22 protein-coding genes are annotated in these 20,206 nt (G+C 59.7%); 12 read left to right on the top strand and 10 right to left on the bottom strand.

Going from position 1 to position 20,206, the window contains the following annotated elements; translation table 11 throughout:
• Window positions 1-140 precede the first annotated feature (140 nt).
• Both B060_RS0111795 and B060_RS0111785 read left to right on the top strand, forming a co-directional pair.
• Window positions 141-1,379, top strand: coding sequence for an SGNH/GDSL hydrolase family protein (locus B060_RS0111795; RefSeq protein ID WP_018081992.1), 1,239 nt, complete (start codon window positions 141-143; stop codon window positions 1,377-1,379).
• 231 nt (window positions 1,380-1,610) lie between these two features.
• Window positions 1,611-2,105, top strand: a complete 495-nt coding sequence (locus B060_RS0111785; RefSeq protein ID WP_018081990.1) for a response regulator — start codon at window positions 1,611-1,613, stop codon at window positions 2,103-2,105.
• Window positions 2,106-2,268: 163 nt separating this feature from the next.
• On the opposite strand, the gene B060_RS0111780 is transcribed toward B060_RS0111785, so the two are convergent.
• Window positions 2,269-2,649 carry a hypothetical protein gene (locus tag B060_RS0111780; RefSeq protein ID WP_018081989.1) on the bottom strand — a complete coding sequence of 127 codons (381 nt, stop codon included), beginning with the start codon at window positions 2,647-2,649 and terminating at the stop codon, window positions 2,269-2,271.
• Window positions 2,650-2,766: 117 nt separating this feature from the next.
• Entirely contained in the window at window positions 2,767-3,936 is a 1,170-nt protein-coding gene (locus tag B060_RS0111775; RefSeq protein ID WP_018081988.1) for an MFS transporter, read from the bottom strand.
• 324 nt (window positions 3,937-4,260) lie between these two features.
• Between B060_RS0111775 and trhA the strand changes: the two genes are divergently transcribed.
• Both trhA and B060_RS0111765 read left to right on the top strand, forming a co-directional pair.
• Window positions 4,261-4,932, top strand: coding sequence for a PAQR family membrane homeostasis protein TrhA (gene trhA / locus B060_RS0111770; RefSeq protein WP_018081987.1), 672 nt, complete (start codon window positions 4,261-4,263; stop codon window positions 4,930-4,932).
• 285 nt (window positions 4,933-5,217) lie between these two features.
• Window positions 5,218-6,822 (top strand): peptide chain release factor 3, encoded by a 1,605-nt coding sequence (locus B060_RS0111765; RefSeq protein WP_018081986.1) that lies wholly within the window; start codon window positions 5,218-5,220, stop codon window positions 6,820-6,822.
• Between the two features lie 50 nt (window positions 6,823-6,872).
• Here the strand turns inward: B060_RS0111765 and B060_RS0111760 are convergent, their stop codons facing one another.
• Complete coding sequence (locus B060_RS0111760) at window positions 6,873-7,310, bottom strand: MAPEG family protein (RefSeq protein ID WP_018081985.1); 438 nt, start codon at window positions 7,308-7,310, stop codon at window positions 6,873-6,875.
• 76 nt (window positions 7,311-7,386) lie between these two features.
• Here B060_RS0111760 and B060_RS0111755 point away from each other — a divergent pair, with 76 nt between their 5' ends.
• The 3 genes from B060_RS0111755 to B060_RS0111745 all read left to right on the top strand — a co-directional run bounded on the left by B060_RS0111755 (window position 7,387) and on the right by B060_RS0111745 (window position 10,518).
• Window positions 7,387-8,001: a TetR/AcrR family transcriptional regulator gene (locus B060_RS0111755; protein ID WP_018081984.1), complete on the top strand. Its 615-nt coding sequence runs from the start codon at window positions 7,387-7,389 to the stop codon at window positions 7,999-8,001.
• Between the two features lie 220 nt (window positions 8,002-8,221).
• Entirely contained in the window at window positions 8,222-9,061 is an 840-nt protein-coding gene (locus B060_RS0111750; RefSeq protein WP_018081983.1) for an aldo/keto reductase, read from the top strand.
• A gap of 116 nt (window positions 9,062-9,177) precedes the next feature.
• On the top strand, window positions 9,178-10,518 hold the full coding sequence (locus B060_RS0111745; protein ID WP_155847842.1) for a hypothetical protein: 1,341 nt from the start codon (window positions 9,178-9,180) through the stop codon (window positions 10,516-10,518).
• 129 nt (window positions 10,519-10,647) lie between these two features.
• Here B060_RS0111745 and B060_RS26075 read toward each other — a convergent pair whose 3' ends face one another.
• Window positions 10,648-11,256, bottom strand: coding sequence for a M15 family metallopeptidase (locus B060_RS26075; RefSeq protein WP_018081981.1), 609 nt, complete (start codon window positions 11,254-11,256; stop codon window positions 10,648-10,650).
• A gap of 158 nt (window positions 11,257-11,414) precedes the next feature.
• On the opposite strand from B060_RS26075, the gene B060_RS0111735 reads away from it, so the two are divergent.
• Together B060_RS0111735 and B060_RS0111730 are read left to right on the top strand one after the other, a co-directional pair.
• Window positions 11,415-11,630: a hypothetical protein gene (locus tag B060_RS0111735; protein WP_018081980.1), complete on the top strand. Its 216-nt coding sequence runs from the start codon at window positions 11,415-11,417 to the stop codon at window positions 11,628-11,630.
• Window positions 11,630-12,763 (top strand): glycoside hydrolase family 130 protein, encoded by a 1,134-nt coding sequence (locus B060_RS0111730; protein WP_018081979.1) that lies wholly within the window; start codon window positions 11,630-11,632, stop codon window positions 12,761-12,763. Before B060_RS0111735 ends, B060_RS0111730 begins: the two co-directional genes overlap by 1 nt.
• A 246-nt stretch (window positions 12,764-13,009) precedes the next feature.
• Here B060_RS0111730 and B060_RS0111725 read toward each other — a convergent pair whose 3' ends face one another.
• Both B060_RS0111725 and B060_RS0111720 read right to left on the bottom strand, forming a co-directional pair.
• The gene (locus B060_RS0111725) at window positions 13,010-14,029 is read right to left on the bottom strand and encodes an SAM-dependent methyltransferase (RefSeq protein WP_018081978.1); all 1,020 of its coding nucleotides are present in this window, start codon (window positions 14,027-14,029) and stop codon (window positions 13,010-13,012) included.
• The gene (locus B060_RS0111720) at window positions 14,026-14,826 is read right to left on the bottom strand and encodes a DUF1295 domain-containing protein (RefSeq protein WP_026172776.1); all 801 of its coding nucleotides are present in this window, start codon (window positions 14,824-14,826) and stop codon (window positions 14,026-14,028) included. The genes B060_RS0111725 and B060_RS0111720 overlap by 4 nt, the downstream gene beginning before the upstream one ends.
• 233 nt (window positions 14,827-15,059) lie before the next feature.
• Between B060_RS0111720 and B060_RS0111715 the strand changes: the two genes are divergently transcribed.
• Both B060_RS0111715 and B060_RS27595 read left to right on the top strand, forming a co-directional pair.
• Window positions 15,060-15,449, top strand: a complete 390-nt coding sequence (locus tag B060_RS0111715; protein ID WP_018081976.1) for a DUF2147 domain-containing protein — start codon at window positions 15,060-15,062, stop codon at window positions 15,447-15,449.
• Window positions 15,450-15,538: 89 nt separating this feature from the next.
• The gene (locus tag B060_RS27595) at window positions 15,539-15,676 is read left to right on the top strand and encodes a hypothetical protein (RefSeq protein WP_018081975.1); all 138 of its coding nucleotides are present in this window, start codon (window positions 15,539-15,541) and stop codon (window positions 15,674-15,676) included.
• Between the two features lie 3 nt (window positions 15,677-15,679).
• Here B060_RS27595 and B060_RS0111705 read toward each other — a convergent pair whose 3' ends face one another.
• Together B060_RS0111705 and B060_RS0111700 are read right to left on the bottom strand one after the other, a co-directional pair.
• On the bottom strand, window positions 15,680-16,315 hold the full coding sequence (locus B060_RS0111705; RefSeq protein WP_018081974.1) for a peptidylprolyl isomerase: 636 nt from the start codon (window positions 16,313-16,315) through the stop codon (window positions 15,680-15,682).
• A 224-nt stretch (window positions 16,316-16,539) separates the two neighbouring features.
• Complete coding sequence (locus tag B060_RS0111700; protein WP_018081973.1) at window positions 16,540-16,755, bottom strand: hypothetical protein; 216 nt, start codon at window positions 16,753-16,755, stop codon at window positions 16,540-16,542.
• Between the two features lie 635 nt (window positions 16,756-17,390).
• On the opposite strand from B060_RS0111700, the gene B060_RS24350 reads away from it, so the two are divergent.
• Window positions 17,391-18,404 carry a helix-turn-helix domain-containing protein gene (locus B060_RS24350; protein WP_018081972.1) on the top strand — a complete coding sequence of 338 codons (1,014 nt, stop codon included), beginning with the start codon at window positions 17,391-17,393 and terminating at the stop codon, window positions 18,402-18,404.
• A 7-nt stretch (window positions 18,405-18,411) separates the two neighbouring features.
• On the opposite strand, the gene B060_RS0111690 is transcribed toward B060_RS24350, so the two are convergent.
• Window positions 18,412-18,825 (bottom strand): hypothetical protein, encoded by a 414-nt coding sequence (locus B060_RS0111690; RefSeq protein ID WP_018081971.1) that lies wholly within the window; start codon window positions 18,823-18,825, stop codon window positions 18,412-18,414.
• A gap of 225 nt (window positions 18,826-19,050) precedes the next feature.
• Window positions 19,051-20,148, bottom strand: coding sequence for a DUF2336 domain-containing protein (locus B060_RS0111685; RefSeq protein ID WP_018081970.1), 1,098 nt, complete (start codon window positions 20,146-20,148; stop codon window positions 19,051-19,053).
• Window positions 20,149-20,206 lie beyond the last annotated feature (58 nt).

Genomic DNA, 20,206 nt, shown 5'->3' with positions numbered 1-20,206 from the left:
GCCGGTCAAGTCGCTCAAGCCCTATCTGTGGGTGATCGAGGAAAAGTGGATCAGCCTCAAGGCGCGTCTTTTCAAGACTTCCGCCGCCGCCGATTCGTGATAGCTGTAGCGGGCATCTGATCCTGTCCGAGGCCCGCGCCATGCGTTTAAAGTCAGTCTTTGCCACCATCGCCGTTGCCGCCGCGCTGATCGCTTCGCCGGTTCTGGCAAAAGCCCCGCACGTGGTCTGGGTGCCGACCTGGTACGCCGCCCCGGAGCCTTCCGGCAGCGCGGCGGTGATTAGCGACATGACCCTGCGCCAGATCGTGCGGGTCAGCGCTGGCGGCAGTTCAGTGCGTCTGCGTCTCTCCAACGCTTACGGATCAGCGCCGCTACGCATCGATGATATCCGTATCGCCCGCCGCGCAACCGGCAGCCGCATCGATCCGGCCACCGACAAAGCCGTCACCTTTTCCGGCCATGCCGGCGTGACCATTGCGCCCGGCGCCTATGCCCTGAGCGATCCCCTGCCGCTGGAGGTCTCAGCCCACGCAGCGCTGGCCGTCAGTCTCTATGTCAGCGCCCCGACGCCGCTGCTCACCGTCCACGATATCCAGCGCGGCGCGTTCTACAGCGCTCCCGGTAACCAGACATCCGCCGCCGATCTGCCCGATACAAAGACCGATATCGGCATCGGCAGCGCTTTTCCGTGGCTGGCCGAGATCGAGGTTTCCGGCAGCAAGGCCGAGGCGGCCCTGATCACCTTTGGCGACTCGATCACCGACGGCTACGGCATCACGCCTGACAGCGGCGCGACGTGGCCGGAGCTTTTGAGCCGCCGCCTGCATGATGCCGGCATCCCTTTGAGCGTCGTCAATGCCGGCCTGAGCGGCAATCGCCTGCTGCACCACGGCACCTGGGCGCGTTTTGGCGATGGCGGTCTGGCGCGCTTCGACCGCGATGTGCTGGCGCAACCCAACGCCGCCGCCGTCATCGTGCTGATCGGCATCAACGATCTTGGCCATGCGCAAGGGCCTGGCTCGGCGGGTTATGTCTCGGCCGACGACATGATCGATGGCCTGAAGCAAATGGCCGAGCGCGCCCACGAACGCGGTTTGCGCATCTATGCCGGCACGCTTTTACCCTTCGAGGGCACGGTGTTCGAGGGCTATTATTCGGCCGAAAAAGAAACGCGGCGGCAAGCAATCAATACATGGGTTCGCGGACAGAGCCTGTTCGACGGCGTGTTTGATTTCGACGCCGCCACGCGGATGAGCGAGGCGGCTTTGCGCCTGCGGCCGGAATTCGATGTCGGCGACCAATTGCACCCGAACGACACCGGGACAGCCGCCATGGCCGGCAGTATGCCTTTGAGCGCCTTTGACTGGGCGAAGAAATAGGTCATTCGGCACGGACAGGATCGCGTAGCCTCTGACGCCAAGGATCAGGCGTTTTTCCGCACGAGTTCGCCGTAGATATAAGAGGCCGTCACGCCGCCATCCATCAGGACATCGCTGCAAGTGATAAGGCCGCCGTCCGGCCCCTTTCCGTATGGAATAAAGATTATATAGGCGTCATAGACTATCCGTAATGCGCATTTGAATCCACTTGGTGCGGCGGAGGAATACTCAATGTCAACCATCGCCGAACGCACAGACTTACCGAGGGTGCTTCTGATCGAAGACATGTCCGGCGATGCCGCCATGATGAAGCTGGCCTTCCGTCGATCCGTCATGCCGACGCACGTCACAGTCGCCACCTCGGCCGAGATAGGGCTGGCCATGCTCAGGCAGGAAGGTGCTTATACGGCCACGGCCTTGCCTGATATCATCCTTCTCGATCTGAACCTGCCGAAGATGCGCGGTCTGGAATTTTTAAGCCGCGTCAAGGCTGATCCCGCCTTGCGTATCATTCCCGTCGTCGTCCTGAGCAGTTCGGACGCCGCCAGCGACTTGGTGGCAGCCTACAACGATTATGCCAATGGTTTTGTCATCAAGCCTATCAGCCTGGATGATTACGATAACATCGTGCAGATCATTGAGGACTACTGGTTCAGCCTGGTTCAAACCCTTCCCAACTCGGATAAGGTAGAAGCGCCGGTAGCACGGACGGTAGTGCTGAGTTGATAAGAGACGGCAGGCTGCTCAAGCATACTAAAACCCATGAATCTTCATGGGTTTTGGCAAGGGCGACCGCTCGCCGCGCACGCCATAGACGCGTGCTGACGCCTCGCGCCTTGAGCCCAATGCAGGCGACCTCTTACGAAAAAGCTTAAACACCTTTAGGCGTTTAAGCTGCCATGCGGTGCCAGACCTCGGTGTCGATCTTGCCGGCGTCGAGCTGGCCGATTTTCTGCTGCTCATACAACATGCCCAACGCCATTTCGTTGATCGACTTGAAGCTGGCGTCGACGCTGTCGGGTGTGCCGCTGTTGGAGGTCGGGAAAAACTGGGCGGCGTTGACGCGCGGCATCTTCATATGGATAAGATAGGCCAGGCGGCGGGCGCGTTCGGGATTCTTGCGGTGCGTCGCCGGGTCTTCCGCGAACATTTCCTTACCCAGAAGCGCGATGTAATCGATGCTGAGCGCTTCGAAGCGATCGGCATCAAGCGGGTTCATCATATGCGCCGAGTCGATATCGAGGATAAGGTCATTCAACAGAAAATACAAAACGCTACCTTTGGCCGTGACCGGCTCTTGAGTTGTGGTCGAGGTACAGACTAACTCAAAGGTTTTGTATTTCTGTTGAAAGATAAGGTGAACCGACGATTCACCTTAATCAGACGGTCACGCCCGCTTGTACGTCATCAAAAACACCGCCAGCGCCAGCAGCGGCGCCATGCCGCCGGCCATCGCCACATATTCCCAGCCGCCGCTTTCATAGAGCGGACTGGAGACGGCCGAGCCAATCGCCCCGCCGGTGAAGATGCCGGCCATGTAGATGCCGTTGACGCGGCCACGGCTCAAGGGATCGAGCGCATAGATGGCGCGCTGGCCCTGCACCATGTTCATCTGGACGCAGAAATCGAGCGCTACGCCGAGCAGGGCCAGCACGATGATGCCGCGCATCGACGGCAGGAGGGTGATCAGCATGGCCGCGGCCCCGACCGCCAGCGCGCCGAAGGTGGCCTTCACGGTATGGCCGGCATCGGCCAGACGCCCGCTTAAAGGCGCGGCCAGGGCGCCGGTGGCGCCGACCAGGGCGAACAGGGCGATCTGCGTTTGAGTGAGGTGGAAACGCCCGGCCAGTTCGAGCGGCGCCACGGTCCAGAACAGCGAGAAGGCGCAGAACATGCAGGCCTGAAAGAGGGTGCGCAGACGCAAGGCCGGATGCGCCCGCCACAGCAAGGTCAGGGAATGGATCAGCCGCGCATAGGTCGTCTTGTGGTCGGGCTGGTGGCGCGGCAGGGTGAGGGCGAGCAGGCCGCCCATCAGCACCATAAAAGCGGCCGCGGTGAAATACACGGCGCGCCAGCCGAAATGATCGGCGATCAGGCTGGAGAGCGGCCGTGACAACAGGATGCCCAGCACCAGTCCGCCCATGATATTGCCGACGATCTGCCCGCGCTTCTCATCGGAGGCCATGTGCGCCGCCAGCGGGATCAGCACCTGCACAGCGACAGTGGCCAGGCCGATCAGCAACGACACGATCAGGAACAGCGCGCCATTGCTGGTCAGGGCCGCCGCCAGTAAGCTCACGAAGGCGCCCGTCAGCAGGATCAGGGTCAGGCGGCGGTTTTCGGTCCGGTCGGCCAGCGGCACGATGAACAGGAGGCCAAGGCCATAGCCGATCTGGGTCAGGGAGACGATCAGCGAGGCGGTATGGTCGGACAGGCCGACATCCGGCGCGATCAGGGCGATGATCGGCTGGGCATAGTAGAGATTGCCGACGGTGACGCCGCACGCCAGGGCGAACAGACCGACAAGGCCGGGCGTGATTTTTTGTGTGTTTGGCATCACAATCTTCCCCCCTCGCCCCTTTTTAGGGGAGAGGGTGGCTCGATATATCGAGCCGGGTGAGGGTTTCAGATGGTAGAATTACCCCGCACCCCGGCCTTCTCCCCTAAAAAGGGGCGAGGGGGAAGGAAAGGGAACGGAACATTTTGCGGATATAGAACTTCGGCTGTTACGGAACAAGCCGTAAGAACCGGTAATCTGTCTTGATGAATCCTGACCTTTACTTGTGATATGTTTCAAGTTTACGTGAGCGTTAGCAATCCTGTCACCATGTTGTGGTATACGTGATTGGCAGTGACTTCTGAAAAGGCGTAAAACGGCAGCATGACCTTCGAGCAAATTAGCGATAAACTGCAGCATTATCCGACGCGCTGGGCCCGCCATGCCGATCTGATCGTGCATATCGTTGGCTTGGCCTTCGCCCTGTTCGGCGGTGGCGTGGCCCTGGGCCTGGCGGTCAGTCACGGCCTGCTCGGCAAGGTGGCCGCCATCACCATCTATGCGCTCGGCATGATCGCCATGCTGGCCTTTTCGACCGCCTATAATTTTGCCGTGCCGCGCTGGCAGCCCCTGCTGCGCCGTCTTGATCACGCCGGCATTTTCCTGATGATCGCCGCGAGTTACACCCCCTTCACGACGCAGGCGCTGAAAGGTGGCTGGGCCTTGTGGATGAGCGTTGGCGTGTGGTCGCTGGCCGTCATGGGCATACTGGCCAAGCTGTTCCTGCCTGGTCTGGGTAAGGGGTTCTGGATCGTGCTCTATCTCATTCTCGGCTGGCTGGTGGTCATCGCCATCAAGCCGATGGTGCAGGAAGTGCCGCTCCCGGCCATGATCCTGCTGGCGCTGGGCGGTGTTGTTTATTCCGTCGGCACCATCTTCTACGCCATGAAAAATCTCAAGTTTCGCCGCGCCATCTGGCATGGCCATGTGCTGACCGGCGCTGTGCTTCATTATGTTGCTATCCTGACCGGTGTCATATTGGTCGGGGGCCATTAACTACACTTGATAAAGTGTGACATTTATAATAAGATTCCGCTTAACAGGGTGGAGTGTCAAAGAATGTCTCCTTTAGTCGTAATCGTTGTTGCGTGGTTTGTGGCGATTTGTGCGTGTTTGATGGCGTTTGCCCATCGAAACAAGCATAAGAGCTAAGCAGACACGCGTTCGGCGCTTTTCATAAACGCACAGAGTTCGTGTGCGCCTGTCGTGACACGGGTCTATTGCCCGGCAGTTGCGCCTAAAACTTTGACTTTTCAGCCTTGACGCTTTATCCGCTCAGGCATGTCAAATACACCCGAAACCGAAGCGCCGCGCCGCAGAACCTTTGCCATCATCTCCCATCCGGACGCCGGTAAAACGACGCTGACCGAGCACCTGCTGCTGGCCGGCGGATCGATCCGCGCCGCCGGTCAGGTCCGCGCGCGGGGTGAAAACCGCCGCACCCGTTCCGACTGGATGAAGATCGAAAAGGAACGCGGCATCTCGGTGTCGTCCTCGGTCATGACCTTCGAGCACGACGGCAAGATGTTCAATCTGCTCGATACGCCGGGCCACGAAGACTTCTCGGAGGACACCTACCGGACGCTTACCGCCGCCGACGCCGCCATCATGGTGCTGGACGCCGCCAAGGGCATCGAGCCGCAGACGCTCAAGCTGTTCGAGGTGTGCCGCCTGCGCGATATCCCCATCATCACCTTCATCAACAAGATGGACCGCGAGGCCGAGGATTCTCTGGCCCTGCTTGATGAGGTGGCCTCGAAGCTGCAACTCGACCCGTCGCCGCTCTACTGGCCTGCCGGTTCGGGTAACCGTTTCCGAGGCATGATCGAGCTGAAAACCGGGCTGTTCTATCCCTTCACCAAGCGCGATTCCGGCGCCGAATACGATCAGGGCCACGATGATCCCGTGCCGGTCGATGAAGCTGTGGCCAAAGGCTGGCTCTCGGCTTCCGAACTGACCGAGTTGAAGGACAATGCCGAACTGCTCGAAGGTGGCTTCAAGGCGTTTGACGAGGCGGCGTTCCTCGAAGGCCATATGACGCCGGTTATCTTCGGCTCGGCGCTGCGCCACTATGGCGTCAACCAGCTTCTGGCCGCCATCGGTGGCTTCGCGCCGCCGCCCAAGGTGGTGAAGGTCTCGAAGGCGGGCGTCGATACGGTCGTCAACCCGATCGACAAGGAGGTCACCGGCTTTGTGTTCAAGGTTCAGGCCAATATGGACCCGAACCACCGCGACCGCATCGCCATGCTGAAGCTGACCTCCGGCAAGTTCCAGCGCGGCATGAAGCTTAAGGTGCAGAACACCGGCAAGCAATTGTCGGTCAACGCGCCGATCATGTTCTTTGCGTCTGACCGCGAACTGGCCGAGGATGCTTTCGGCGGCGACGTCATCGGCATCCCCAACCACGGAGTCCTGCGCGTGGGGGACAGTTTGTCGGAAAGCGGCACGATCCGCTTCGCCGGCCTGCCCAACTTCGCGCCGGAAATCCTGCAGCGCGTGCGCGTGAAAGATCCGCTCAAGGCCAAGCATCTGAAGAAGGCGCTGGAATCCCTGGCCGAAGAGGGCGTGACCCAATTGTTCCGCCCGAGCATCGGGTCTGACTTCATTGTGGGGGCCGTCGGTCAGCTCCAGTTCGAGGTCATGGCTGATCGCCTGGCCAATGAATACGGTCTGGATTGCGTGTTCGAGCCTTCGCCTTACGCTGAGGCGCGCTGGCTTGGCGGCACGGCGGAAAAGGTCGAGGATTTCGCCGGTAAATATCGGGCGCAGATGGGCTCGGATATCGACGATGCGCCGGTCTTCCTCGGCAAGTCGGGCTGGGAGATCAACTACGTGTCCGAACGCTTCCCGGACGTATCGTTCCAGCGGACGAAAGAGCGGGGATAGAAAAAGCACCCGGCAGGCGCTCGACCTGCCGGGTGAGGTTTAGCGCCGGCTTAAGGGTAAGCCGACGCCAGCAGATTGAGGGCGGCGCGCAGGATCATGACGGCCAGCACCAGCCAGGATGCGCCGAACAAAACCATCCGTGCACTGATGATATTGATCAGCGACTGCCACAGCGAATGCGCGAGGCGTAAGATCACATAGAGCCAGGCCAGCGCCACAAAGAGTGGATCGGCCTGCCCCAGCAGCACAATCACGATAACGACGGCGTAGAAGAGGGGCGGGGCTTCGGTCAGATTGTTGTAGTTGGCGGCCGGATTGAGCGCCCAGTTCGGCAGCTTGCGCATGGTGGCGTAGGTGGCGGTCGACGTGGTGATGCCTGCCTGTTTCATGGCCCACAGGCGGCTGACATAGAGCCAGACCATCATAGCGAAGTGCAGCGCGCCCATGGCGAGAATGGCGGCCAGCATCAGGTTCGCGGCATTTGCCATAACATCCCTCCTTGTATTTTTGTACTGAAATGCATAAATTAAGTTTCGAGGTCGCCTGTCAAGAGTTTTATGCAAAATGGTACAAAATATATCCGATAAACCGCGGGGCCGCCCCAGGGCCTATGATCGCCCGACAGCGCTGAAATCGATGCGCGAACCCTTCTGGGAAAAAGGCTTTTCCGGCACCTCGCTCGATGATCTCAGCGCGGCGACAGCGATGAACCGGCCGAGCCTCTACAATGCCTTCGGCGATAAATCGGCCGCCTTCATGGAGGTGCTGGAGGACTATATCGCCGAGACGCGCGCCCTCTATGTGGCGGCTTTCACCGCCGATGTGCCCCTGCGCGAAGGCCTGAGGCGGGTCTATGATACCGCGATCCAGATCTATGCGAGCGAGGACGGCAAAGGGCGCGGCTGCTTCATGATCAGCGCCGCCCTGATCGACAGTCTGCGTGACCGCGAGATCGCCGAAGTTGTTCTGAAGGCTCTGCACGAGCTCGACCGCGCGTTTCGTCGCCGCCTGAAGATAGCGCAACAGAAGGGCGAACTGTCGCCCAATGCCGATATCGACGCTCTGGCGACGGTGGCTATTACTCTCAACAACACCTTGTCGGTGCGGATGCGCGCCGGCGAGGATATGGCGACTGTGCGCAAGTTCATTGACCAGACGATCGGTGTGATTTGCGGGTAGGGGAAGAAGGTTTATCCACAGATTGCACAGATTAACACGGATTTAGAAGCGCTTGAGGCGTCTGAACCGTCTCTCGAACACGTTGTGCAGGACCAGGTAAGCAAAGGCGCTGACGCGCATAAATCTGTGTTAATCTGTGCAATCTGTGGATTCCTAACTTTCCTTCCGACTGGCGGGAAAGGCGGCGCGTACCTATTTCTGCACAAATAGAGAGACACGCATGAGCACAACCTTCAAAATCGGCAATGACATCGCCATCAACCGCCTGGGCTATGGCGCCATGCGCATCACCGGACGTGGCGTCTGGGGCGAACCGACCGACCGCGAGAGCGCCTTACGCACCTTACGGCGCCTGCCGGAACTGGGAGTTAATTTCATCGATACCGCCGATTCCTACGGCCCCGATGTCTCGGAAAAACTGATCCGCGAGGCGCTATATCCCTATGATGGTCTCCTGATCGCCACCAAGGCGGGTTTTACGCGCTCAGGCCCGGATCGCTGGACGATGAACGGACGCCCGGACTATCTGATCGCGCAGGCGGAAAAGAGCCGCGAGCAATTGGGCGTCGAACAGATTGGCCTGTGGCAATTGCACCGCATCGATCCGCGTGTGCCGGCGTCCGAACAGTTCGATGCGGTCAAAAGCCTGCTCGATCGCGGCGTCATCCGTCATGCCGGCCTGAGCGAAGTTTCGGTGGCCGATATCGAGGCGGCTCAGAAGGTCTTTCCGGTGGCGACCGTGCAGAACCATTATAACCTCGTCCAGCGCGGCTATGAGGACGTGCTTGATTATTGCGAGGCCAACGGCATCGGCTTTATTCCGTGGTATCCGCTGGCCGCCGGCGATCTGGCGCAGAGCGGCGGTCCGCTCGATCATATCGCGCGTCTGCACAAGGCTTCGCCTTCGCAGATCGCCCTGGCGTGGATGCTGAAACGCTCACCCGTCATGCTGCCGATCCCCGGCACCTCGAAGGGGAAGCATCTGGAAGAGAACGTCGCCGCAAGTAAGATCACACTGTCGGATGATGAGTTTGCAGCGCTCAATCGTGCGGGATGCTGAACGCTAAAGCGTGGATAACCGCCAACTCCGGCACCTCCCTTGCATTTGTCCTTCCATCTCCCGGCAGAGCGTATCGTCCTGATACGTTTCCCGACCGGAAGGGCGATGGACAAGCGATGTTTGAATTCGGCCGTGAACTGAGGCGCATATTTCGTAATTCGGGCCGGATGGACTCCGACTCCAGCCTCTATGAGCTGCTGAACCTGCAATTGCTGATCACGCAAGGCCGCCAGCTTGATATCGAAGGCGGCCGCGTCTCGACCAAGGACCGCTTCGCCCCCTATCTCGAAGCCGCGCAGATCTGGCGCGAATATGGCCGCCGCACCGGTGATCCGGTGGCGCTGCGCCGCGCCGCCGCCGCCGCCGAAAACGCCGGCAAGGAAGCCAAAAACGCCGCCCAGGCCGCCATCGCCGCGCTCGAACAGGCCCAGACCTGCATCCTGTCAGCCGATCTTTTCGAGACCCACGAACTGTTAAGCTCAGCCGAAGACCTGCTGGCCGGTGGCCGTGCCGCTATCCAGGATGACGAGGCTGTCCGTGCCCGTTTCAACCGCGTGGAAGCACAACTGGCGGCGCGTCTGGCGGTCAAGCAGGGCGTCGGCGAAGACCTGGAACTGGCCCTGCTGGCCATGTCGCATATCGACCGCGCCGTTGAGCGCGCCGACAAGCGCGTGCAGCACAGCCACGCCAACTGTGACAAGATCGATGCGGCGCAAGCCCGTTTCGAGCGCGGCGACCTGCTGATGATGGTCGGGCTCGATCGCTGCGATTCCTCGCTCATGCTGGCCGTGATCAAGGATTTTGAGGCCCTGCAGTCGCGCCTCGATCCGGCCTATGAGCCGGTGACCTATTCGCGCGTCGTGCTGCGCCTGGCCATGGCCTACATCTGGAAAGGCGAGATCGAAGGCCGTCCGGACGTGATCAGCGAGGGCATCGCCCTGCTCAGCACCGAAGACGAGCCGGTCGATTTCGAACATTCGCCGCTCGACTGGGTGGCGCATAAACAGGCGCTGGCACTCGGTCTGCAGGCGCTTTCGGAGTTGATTGTTAATGACGATCTGCACGAAAAGGCGATGCAGGTCTATGGCATGGCGCTGAAACGTCCGTTGCAGAAGGGCCTGAGCCTCCGTGGCCAGCTTATCAACAACCGCGCCATCTGCATGGTGAAACACGCCGAACTGAAGGGCGACCTGAAGGCGCTCGACAAGGCCGAGGCCGGTTTCAAGGCCGAACTACGCGTCCTCAAGCCGGACGCCGATCCGATCGGCTGGGCCATTCTGCAAAGCAATCTGGCGCGTCTGTATATCTCGCGCGGTGATATCACCGGCTTTATGATAGAGCGCACCGAGGCCGCCTATGCGTTGGAAGCGGCGCTCGAAATCTTCGAGGAGCACAAGCTGAAAAGCCTTGCGAAAGCCGCGAAGAGCCAGTTGGAGCGCGTGAGGGATCAGGGCTGAGGGGTTCTTAGAAGAAAGTAAGATACCCCACCACCACGCCCATGAAGAATGGGCACGGTCCCCTCCCCGGCAAGCGGGGAGGTATAAGGGATTACGGCGCCTGCCAAACCCTACGGCGCTTGCCAAACCCTACGGCGCTTGAAAGTGCATGCCGTCGGGAGTAGGCCAGACGCCGCCCCAGCGCCAGCCCTCGGTGCGGAAAGCCTCGATGACATAGCGGTTTTGCGGCAGGGCGAAATTCGGCGATGTGTCGCCCAACGCGTTGCGGTTGGGGTCGAAATCGACGGCGCAGCCATAGGCGTGCGTCGATAAAGCGCCGCCGCTGCGGATCGCCCGCCAGTTATAGCCGCCGCCAATCGACGACAGGCCCAGCCGGTCGATCTCCGCCTGACTCTCGCCCGACCGCATCCAGATAGCTGCCATGGCGCGTTGCAGCGATGGCGCAGCCTGCCGGTGCACTTGCAGGCTGCGGATGGCCAGTTTCGGGTCCCACGCCGTATGGGCTCGCCACGGCAGACGCACCATGACCAGATTGGCTTTTTCCCATTCGGGATTGGCCTTCGCCACGCCACCCTCCACCAGACTCGGATCGCCATAGGTGGTACTGCAGTCGCTGAAACCGGACCCTGTGGAGGCACGCAGGATGGTCAGGCCGCTGCGCTGCGTCGAGCAACTGACGAAGGCGAACACGGCGCAGCCGGCCACAAACCAGGCCAGGCCTTTGACAAACGCGCGCAAGACAGTGTGCAGGGTTGTAAACTCCGCTGTTCCGCCGAACGTGATGAGGGGTAGGGTTGTTTTAATACATGGGCTTGATGGTCTTATTATGACGTAAAACCGCATTGTCTCTTGATGGCTGTGGGGGCAGTTTCGCGCTCCAGAAGAGGAGCACGATCATGACCCAAACGACCTCGAAAGGTATTGCGCGCGACAGCGTACTCAAGCCAGGTGACGATCATCTGACGGATGCCGCCGGCGTCGATATCGATTCCACCGACATGCCCGAGGACGGCGTGATTGCGGTGCACGATACGGACGAGGAATTGCTTGATGCGGAACGCCAGACCCCGATCGCCGACACTTCCCTTTCTGGGCCGAGGCCGGTGCGCTGATGACCTACGCCATCGATCGCCTGATTTTAACGCCCGACGATATAGACCTGTCGCGCTCGCCACTGGCCGGGCACTTGCCAAAAAGCGTCCTTGGGGAAACCTATGTTCTGGGCGCCTTCAATCCCGGTCTGACCCGCCTCGATAACGGCAATCTGTTATTGCTGGTGCGGATCGCCGAGGCGCTGAAAAATCCGATCTTCGATGGCCATGTCCATGCGATCCGCTGGGACGAAGGGCGTTATGTGCTCGATGCCTGGCCGCTCGATCTCGTCGATACCGCCGATCCGCGCGTCTTCAAACTGCGCGGCGGCGGCTGGAAGATCATCGCCCTGACCTCGCTGTCGTGGCTACTGCCGGTGGAACTGAAACCCGACGGGCTTGAGGTCGTGGCCATGCACTACGACAAGGCCGTGGCGCCGCAGGACAGCCTGCAATGTTACGGTATCGAAGATCCGCGCATCAGTAAGGTTGAGGGGCGCTTCCTGATGACCAGTTGTTCGGTCAGCCCGGAGCGCCATTCGACCACGCTGTACAGTTCGCCCAATGGTCTCGACTGGACGTTTGAGGATATCGTGCTGGATCACCAGAACAAGGACATGCTGATTTTTGAGGGCAAGGTCGGGGGTGAGTATTGGGCCCAGACGCGGCCGCTGGGGTATGTCTATTTCGCCTATCCGCCCGGCAGCGAGTGGCGCGCCGGCCCTTCGATCAATCTGGCGACCTCGAAGGACGCGCTTTACTGGAAGCCGCACCGCAAGCCGGGGATCAGGCCACATTCGGCGACCGTGGCAACGGCGCGCATGGGCGGCGGCACACCGCCGATCCTGACGCCGGAGGGCTGGCTTAGTCTGTGGCATGGCGTCGAGCCGAAGGAACTGGTCGGTATCTATCGCACCTACTGGTCGTTGCTGGATAAGGACGACCCTGCCTGCGTGGTGCGCACGGATCATGCGCCACTGATCGAGGCCAGTCCCGATCTGACCCGACCGATCGAGCACCAGATGTATCTGCGTGATGTGGTGTTTACAACGGGCATCGCTGATGCGGGTGACCACTATATCGTGGCGTCGGGTGAGGCGGATCTGGCGTGCCGGATCACGCATATTCCGAAGTCGGTTTTCGCGGCGAACTAGGATTTTAAGGAATCCACAGATTACACAGATTGAGAATTGACGCGGACAAGCCGGTGCTCTTCTTAATCTGTGTTAATCTGTGTAATCTGTGTAATCTGTGTAATCTGTGTAATCTGTGTAATCTGTGTAATCTGTGTAATCTGTGTAATCTGTGTAATCTGTGTAATCTGTGTAATCTGTGTAATCTGTGTAATCTGTGTAATCTGTGTAATCTGTGTAATCTGTGTAATCTGTGGATTATAAAACCTATCCCACCGGCTTCATCCGATAGTGCCCGACGCCCCATTCGCGGCCGCCGTCATGGCCCCACAGGCCGGCGGTGGCGAGGAAAAACAGACGCCAGCGCCGGCGCCACAGGTTGGCGTCCTTGCCATAGACCGCTTTCAGGATGGGCCAGATATGCTCAGACTGCGCGTCGAAATTATCGAGCCATTCCATGGCGGTGCGGCGGTAATTCTCGCCCGACCAGCGCCATTCGGCCTCGACCGTGAACAGGTCCGGGAAGCGGTGTGGCAGGTCACGCGCCGGCATGATGCCGCCGGTGAAGAAGTATTTCCCGATCCAGTCGTCGGCGTTTTCAGCGTGGTTGAAGCGGTAGGAATGGCGGCTGGAGGTGAAGACGTGCAGGAACAGGCTGCCATCGGCTTTCAGCCAGCCGCGGGCGCGTGCCAGCAGGGCCTGCCAGTTCGACATATGCTCGAACATCTCGACCGAGACGATGCGATCGAAGGTCTGGTCGATGGTGAAATCGTTCATATCGGCGGTGATGACGCGAAGATTAGGCAGTTTGCGCAAAACCGCCTGACGCTCGATATAGGCGCGCTGGGACTGCGAATTGGACACCGAAACGATGCGCGCGTTCGGATAGGCCTTGGCCATATGCAGCGACAGGGAGCCCCAGCCGCAGCCGAGCTCCAGGATGGTCTGGCCGTCGTGCAGATCGGCGTGCCGGCTGGTTTCCAGTAGGGCCAGGGTTTCAGCCTCATCAAGCGTGGTGCCGTCATCGGCATAGAGGCAGCACGAATATTTGCGCTGGGCGCCCAGAATAAGCCCGAAAAACGCGTCGGGAATTTCATAGTGCTGGGCGTTGGCGGCATCCGTATGGACGGCGACCGGATAGGCGTTCATGGCGGCTACGAAGGCCTCTTCCGGCATGGCGGCTGCGGCGATCTGGCACTTGCTGCGGCCGACCAGCCAGTCAATGGCGGCCAGGGTCAGGCCATTGGGCAGGGGCGTGCGTTCGGCGAGCGTGGTGGCGAGATTCATAGCTTTTCCTTTTTGGGACGTCCGGGGAAAAAGGCGTTGGTGCGGGCCTGGTAGGCGCGGAACTTATCGCCGCGCGTCGCCAGCATGTGTTTTTCGAGCGGCGGTATGCCAGAGACATGGACGAGCAGGATATACATCTGGATCGGCGCCAGCAGGGCCAGCCAGCCGAAGGGTTGCGAAAGGGCGATCAGCGCCCAGCCACACCAGCTAAGCCACTCAAAGAAATAGTTGGGGTGGCGCGAATACTTCCACAGGCCGGTATTGGCGACGGCTCCCTTGTGCGCCTTGCCGAACGCCTTGACCTGCGCATCCGCCACGCCTTCGCCGATCAGGGCGATGACCAGAATGACGACGCCTAAGATATCAAGCAGGGCCGGGAAAGGCGCAGGGTTGATGGCGGCGTAGCGCACGGCCAGCACCAGCACGAAGGCGGCCAGGGCCTGCGCCTGCAGCATCCCGAACAGATAGACCGGCCAGTCCTTCGGGTGCTCTTTCTGGATAGCCGCGTAGCGCGGATCGTCCTCGCCCGAATGGGTGCGGCTGGCGATATGCAGGCCAAGGCGCAACGCCCATACGGCCACCAGAACGCCCACCACAAGGCGGCGGGTGTCGTTGGCGCCCTCGGCCGGGAGCAGCGTGGCGGCGATGCCACCGGCACCGACCGCGAAGGTCCACAAGGTATCGATCCAGCCGCTTTTCTTGGTGACGAGTTGCACCACGGTGGCGGCCATCATGACGAGGCTGATACCGGCGGCGAGACCGAGCAGGACAAGCGTGTTGGTGGTGAGCAGAGGCATGCGGGTTTCCATGTGGCTTATGACGGATACGGCGGAGGGGAGGGGCTGGTTCATGCCGCGGTCAAAAATTTCGCCGTGATCCGGATGCCGTCTTCCGCCGTATGGACTGTCAGGGACGGCGGTTAGAGCGCCGATCTAACTGGATCAGATCAGCGCTCTCATTCTTTGCCTTTATGCGCTTTTTGACCCGAAAAGTGCGTCACACTTTTCGGAAAGCGCTCTAACGGAGAGACATGATGATAAAGACCCTGATCGCTGTCGCGGCCGGCCTGGCCCTGACAACCGTGAGCCTGGCACCTGCGGCGCATGCCGAGCCTTCGCCCGAAGGCAACTGGTCGCGCGGCGACGGCAAGGCGAAGGTGAAGATCGCGCCGTGCGGTGACGATCTCTGCGCCGTCAACACCTGGATCAAGGCCGGCACCAAGGACGAAAAGACCGGCGACAAGCTGGTCATGACGGTGGCTCACAGCGGTGACGGCCACTGGAAGGGCAAGGCCTATGATCCGCAACGCAAGCTGACCTACCGTCTGTCCATGACCGTGGCCGAGAGCCGTATGACGACGCGCGGCTGCGTGCTGGGTGGTCTGGTGTGCAAGGGCGTTGACTGGACGCGGCTCGACTGAAGCATAGCTTCTTGATGGAAGGCGCAGCGGGTCACGGCGGCATCTTTAGCTGTAAAGGCCTAGACAGGAGGCTCACAAGGAGCCCTGCTATGGAAGACCCGAATCTGCCGCATGATCCGCCGCCGCCAGTGCCCGTTCCGGCGCCTGTTGTGCCCGACGTTCAACCCGATGTACCGATGCCGGTGCCGGAACCCATGCCCGATCCGGACGCGCGCGACGATCGCTGACCCTTAATCGGGTAAGCGACGCGCTGTGGTGATGGTCACCGGTTTGGCCAGCATCTGGTCCTCCAGACCATCCTCGTCGCGCTTGCGGTCGGTGCGGCCGCGCAGGATGCGCCTGACCACATCCATGCCGCTGACCACATGACCAAAGGCGGCATAGCCCTCGCCATCGGCCGAGCCGCTGCCGCCGGCATCGAGATAGGTCATGTCGCCGACCGAGATGGTGAAATCGATGGTGGCGGTGCCCGGCGCGTAGCGCGACATGGAGATGGTGCCATCGGTATGGCTAAGGCCGGTCTGCTGTGTCGATTCATGCCGGACCGGCGGATAGGGCGGCGTGGTGATGGCGGCCTGAATAAATCCCTCCGCCTTGCCGACCTTCAGCGCGCGCCAGAAATGGCCATCGTCAAGTTTGCCGGTATCGACATAGTGCAGGAAGTTGGCGGTGGTGACCGGCGCTTTTTTCGCCTCGAGTTCGAGAACGATCTCGCCTTCACTGGTCATTAGGCTGATCTTGACGGTGTCTGGCGGCGGTGCGGCTGCCGGCGTGACCGGCTTTGGCGCCGGCTGGCTGGCCGGTTTGGAGCAGGCGGCGACGATAAGAGCCAGGCCGGTTGTCAGAAATGTGCGTTTGCCCAGCATCGACCGGCTCCATGAGTGAACCATGACTATCGAAGATCGCGCGCGGCATGACAAGATGGCGAAAAAGGCAAAAAAACATGACAGCGCTGTCATTATTTGTTTGCGTTAGCGCTAACAGCCTGCTATGGATTGGCTCTAGGCCTTTTTCGAGGCCTTTGCCCTTCCTGGGCGTTTCCTCCCTGTAAACTTGGCCGCGCCGTTGTGCGCGGCTTTTTTTGCCCAAATTACAGGTAGAGCGGTGGCTTGAAGCGATCCCAGTAGCCTTCGCTGGTAAAGCCTTCGGCATCGATGTGGTCTACGGGCACGTCCATTACATCCTGTTCGATGATATCGTAACCGGCTGCGCTGATCGCCAGCGCCGTTGCCATGCGTGTATCTATGCTGTCGATACCCGTGTCCTGGTCGCGGCGGAAAAATCTGTAAACGGCAATATGGGGCATCAAAACACCAGGGGGGCAAAACATAAGTATAGTCTGAATGACAGTAAATACAGGCGAAAGGTGGAGCAAATGGCCACGCCACCTCAAAAAAGCCAAGGCTGGCAATGGCATACGCCCCGGATACGGTTTTACGCCGGCCCCTTGCTGATCAGCGGCACGGGCCTCCGATCTATGGCTTGGGGTTCACTTACTGTCACACACATCGATGCCACTTATTTATATGTCTACAGCCCAAAAAAAGAACACTATTGGACTGGACATATAATGTATACATCGCGCCCACGAAGAGTTGCGTGTCACATGCTAATAGATGGTAAACGGAGTTTTGCGTTGATATAGTATGCAAATGATACCGCTTGGGGCGCTGGTGCGTTTATTGACAAACTTGCGCAGTAAATGGATGGTTAAGTTAATTGGTGTAAATTGGTGCTCTACTTAGGACAACTCGCAGTCGAAAAAAGAGAGGCAAATGATGACATTTACGCCTCTCAGGAGAATTGTTCTTTTGGTGTTATTTTTCTGCGTATTCCGTCCTAGTCTTACCCTTAACGGATAGTCCTTCTCTTTATCCGTTCTGATGTTTGCGATAATCGAAACCGTGAGCGGCAGGGCACGCCTGCAGCCGGGAACCCTTCATGGTGACAGATACAACTGACGGTGAGGCGGTTTGGGCCTATGAAGGCGATGATTTCGCCTCATGCCACAAACTGCTCAACAGTCTGTTCGAGTGGCACGCCGCGCCACTGACGCCAGAACTGCCTTTCACCTGGAAGCTCAACATCACCATCCTGCGCGGGCCAGAGGGCTCGCATGGCCGGATGATGGTCGGGCATTTCACGACCAGCACCGCCTTTCGCCAGACATCGGTGGCGGATAATTCCGATTTCGTTATCCTGATTCCGTCACATGGCCGGATCGAGCTGAACTTTCCTGGCATGAATATCGCTGTTGGCGAGGGCCAGGCGGCCATTTACCAGCCCCTGTCGGCCGCGAGCCTGAGCTATTTACCCACCGAGAGGGGGTATGAGGGCTGTTTCGTCAAGATGAGCTTCGTCTGCGCTCAGCAGTTCCTGTCAGAGACTCTGCATCACCCGATCGAGCACAATCTCAATCTCAGTCCGATCCTGGACATGACTGAGGAACGGCATCAGTTTTTCGCCGGCATCATCGCCAGCCTGCGCAGCCGCACCTTTTTGATGCTGAGTCAGACCCTGTCGGCCTCGCTGCAAAAGCGCATCATCGAAACCTTCACGCAGCTTCTTCTGGAGACGATCCCGCATCGCTACAGTCAGCGCCTGCAATCGCAGCAGGCCATGCCGCTACCAAACCATATCCGGCTGGCGCAGAAATATCTGGAGCGGCATGTTCTGGAGACGCCGCCTATCGCCGATGTGGCGCGGGTCGCTAATGTCAGCGTGCGCACGCTGGAGGTCAATTTCCGCACCTATCTCGATATGACGCCGCGCACCTATCTGCGGGTCTTGCGTCTGCGCATGGCGCGGCAGGCCCTGTTGTCGGCGGAAGAGAGACGGCCTATCGCCGATATCGCGCGCAGTCTGGGTTTTGCGCATATCAGCCGGTTCTCGAAATATTACGCCGATCTGTTTGGCGAAACGCCGTCGGATACGCGCAGAAATGCGTTTGTTTAGGGGTAACTCAGGGCTGGCCGGTGAAGCGTTTGTCGATCTTGCGGGCGAGGCTTAAGGGGTAGGCTTCATATACAGTCAAAATTGCAGTTTCTGGATGGTATCTAAGGTAAAGCACCCAGTCTTCGCCGATTTTGGCAATAGGTTGTTTGTAGCGACAAGCTTCGGGTGCGTCATAATTGACGAAGGTGTAGGACGTCGGGACATTTCTTCCCTCGACGATCTGATTTAATTTGGCGCTGGCCCGCCATGAGGGGAAGGCATCGTCTAATTGCTGAGCGTCTGTTATTGTCGCAATAATAACGGCGCCATAGGCACTATTCACTCTCGTATATTCAGATCGATACATTCGGCAGGCACTGACGGTTGTCGGGACGCTCAATATTATCAGCGTGCTAAAAACGCAGGTGAGTGTTTTGAACATATCGGTGCTCCGTAAAAGCAAGAAACCCCACCACCACGCCTCTGGTGAGGCGCGGTCCCCCTCCCCAGCGAGTGGGGAGGTATAAGAAAGGGTAGAGTATCCTGCACAATCCCCAAATGTGAAGGCATCGTGCCGCACATTTGGCAAGCGCGACCGCGCGCCGCCGCCGTTGCGGCGTATCTATTATGAAAAAAGCTTAATCGCTATTTGCTCCGCAAATAACGATTAAGCGGCATGACCTTCGGCGCGGCGCATGCGCCAGAAACGGATAGTGCGCAGGGCCGTGTCGCGCGGCAGTTCGGCATAGAGCCTGGCATATTCGCTGGCCTTGCCCATGGCGTTATCCTGATCGGCCAGCATGATCATGGCGTAGGTCAGGAAGAGGGCCTTATCGAGATCGGCGGCCTTGCAGGCAATCGCCAAGGCATCGATTTCCTTCTTCTCAACGACATGACGCGCGGTCAGGAAATCGATATCGGCCATCTGCGACAGGGCGACCAGGAAATAGGTCGGGTTGGGATCGCGCATATATCTGGCGAGCAGGGCGGGGGTCAGGCGCGAATTGCTGCGCAGGGCCTCGACCTCCTGCGTGATGCGGGCATAATCTTCGGGGAAGCTGCCATAGGCCACGGCCACTTTTTCGCGGCCGCGCGACAGGGCCTGTTCGAGCATGGAAGGGTCGAGCTTGTCGTTCTCCTGCATGATGCGTTCGCGCAGGCGGGCCTCGACCACGAAATACATGTCGTTGACCAGATCGACCGGCATGTCGCGGCGGTTGACCACCACTTCGTGCAGGGCCGGATTGGCCTGGGCGCGCTGGATGGCTTCTTCATTGGAGGCGCGCGACAGGCGGGCGCCGTCGTTGCTCAGCAGGCTGTGCAGGGTGTCGTCGTCGCCGCGGGTGACGATGACGCCGGATACGCTTTCCGACACCTCCTCGCGCTTCGAGACGGCGCGCAGGTGGTCCTGGCCCTGCGTCTGGACGATGTGCATCAGGTCGTTTTCGCTTAGCGCCTTGGAGCGCGTCAGGATCGGTTCGGCGACAGCGATATCATCGCTCGCCAGGCGGCGCAGCAGGCCCATCGGCGCATTGCGGACCTGAGAGATCTTGGTCGATATCTCGGCGCGGACCATGGTTTCCATGTCGGCCGATAACTGGCTCATCACCGTGTCGTAGAGTTCCATCTCGGTGCCGTTGATCTCTTCCGGATGGCTCATGAAGATTCCGGTCACCTGACGCAAGAGGTCGCGGCGGCGGGAGCTGGAGGGCTCCTTGGCAAGCTCGATCAGATCAATCAGAGGCGAGGTCGGGACACGGGACATTCTTATACCTTGTCTGGGTGGTTGGGCGGCTGCCGTTCTGGCGGGGCGCTTTCGGATG

The sequence above is a fragment of the Asticcacaulis benevestitus DSM 16100 = ATCC BAA-896 genome (assembly GCF_000376105.1).
GTDB lineage: Bacteria > Pseudomonadota > Alphaproteobacteria > Caulobacterales > Caulobacteraceae > Asticcacaulis > Asticcacaulis benevestitus.
The sequence above is the reverse complement of the archived record's forward strand: the minus strand, read 5'-3'. Positions and strand labels throughout refer to the sequence as shown.

Coding starts and splice junctions, on each gene's coding strand:
- B060_RS0111795 (WP_018081992.1), top strand. CDS start 141: ATGCGTTTAAAGTCAGTCTTTGCCACCATCGCCGTTGCCGCCGCGCTG.
- B060_RS0111785 (WP_018081990.1), top strand. CDS start 1,611: ATGTCAACCATCGCCGAACGCACAGACTTACCGAGGGTGCTTCTGATC.
- B060_RS0111775 (WP_018081988.1), bottom strand. CDS start 3,936: ATGCCAAACACACAAAAAATCACGCCCGGCCTTGTCGGTCTGTTCGCC.
- trhA (WP_018081987.1), top strand. CDS start 4,261: ATGACCTTCGAGCAAATTAGCGATAAACTGCAGCATTATCCGACGCGC.
- B060_RS0111765 (WP_018081986.1), top strand. CDS start 5,218: ATGTCAAATACACCCGAAACCGAAGCGCCGCGCCGCAGAACCTTTGCC.
- B060_RS0111760 (WP_018081985.1), bottom strand. CDS start 7,310: ATGGCAAATGCCGCGAACCTGATGCTGGCCGCCATTCTCGCCATGGGC.
- B060_RS0111755 (WP_018081984.1), top strand. CDS start 7,387: ATGGTACAAAATATATCCGATAAACCGCGGGGCCGCCCCAGGGCCTAT.
- B060_RS0111750 (WP_018081983.1), top strand. CDS start 8,222: ATGAGCACAACCTTCAAAATCGGCAATGACATCGCCATCAACCGCCTG.
- B060_RS0111745 (WP_155847842.1), top strand. CDS start 9,178: ATGTTTGAATTCGGCCGTGAACTGAGGCGCATATTTCGTAATTCGGGC.
- B060_RS0111735 (WP_018081980.1), top strand. CDS start 11,415: ATGACCCAAACGACCTCGAAAGGTATTGCGCGCGACAGCGTACTCAAG.
- B060_RS0111730 (WP_018081979.1), top strand. CDS start 11,630: ATGACCTACGCCATCGATCGCCTGATTTTAACGCCCGACGATATAGAC.
- B060_RS0111725 (WP_018081978.1), bottom strand. CDS start 14,029: ATGAATCTCGCCACCACGCTCGCCGAACGCACGCCCCTGCCCAATGGC.
- B060_RS0111720 (WP_026172776.1), bottom strand. CDS start 14,826: ATGCCTCTGCTCACCACCAACACGCTTGTCCTGCTCGGTCTCGCCGCC.
- B060_RS0111715 (WP_018081976.1), top strand. CDS start 15,060: ATGATGATAAAGACCCTGATCGCTGTCGCGGCCGGCCTGGCCCTGACA.
- B060_RS27595 (WP_018081975.1), top strand. CDS start 15,539: ATGGAAGACCCGAATCTGCCGCATGATCCGCCGCCGCCAGTGCCCGTT.
- B060_RS0111705 (WP_018081974.1), bottom strand. CDS start 16,315: ATGCTGGGCAAACGCACATTTCTGACAACCGGCCTGGCTCTTATCGTC.
- B060_RS0111700 (WP_018081973.1), bottom strand. CDS start 16,755: ATGCCCCATATTGCCGTTTACAGATTTTTCCGCCGCGACCAGGACACG.
- B060_RS24350 (WP_018081972.1), top strand. CDS start 17,391: ATGGTGACAGATACAACTGACGGTGAGGCGGTTTGGGCCTATGAAGGC.
- B060_RS0111690 (WP_018081971.1), bottom strand. CDS start 18,825: ATGTTCAAAACACTCACCTGCGTTTTTAGCACGCTGATAATATTGAGC.
- B060_RS0111685 (WP_018081970.1), bottom strand. CDS start 20,148: ATGTCCCGTGTCCCGACCTCGCCTCTGATTGATCTGATCGAGCTTGCC.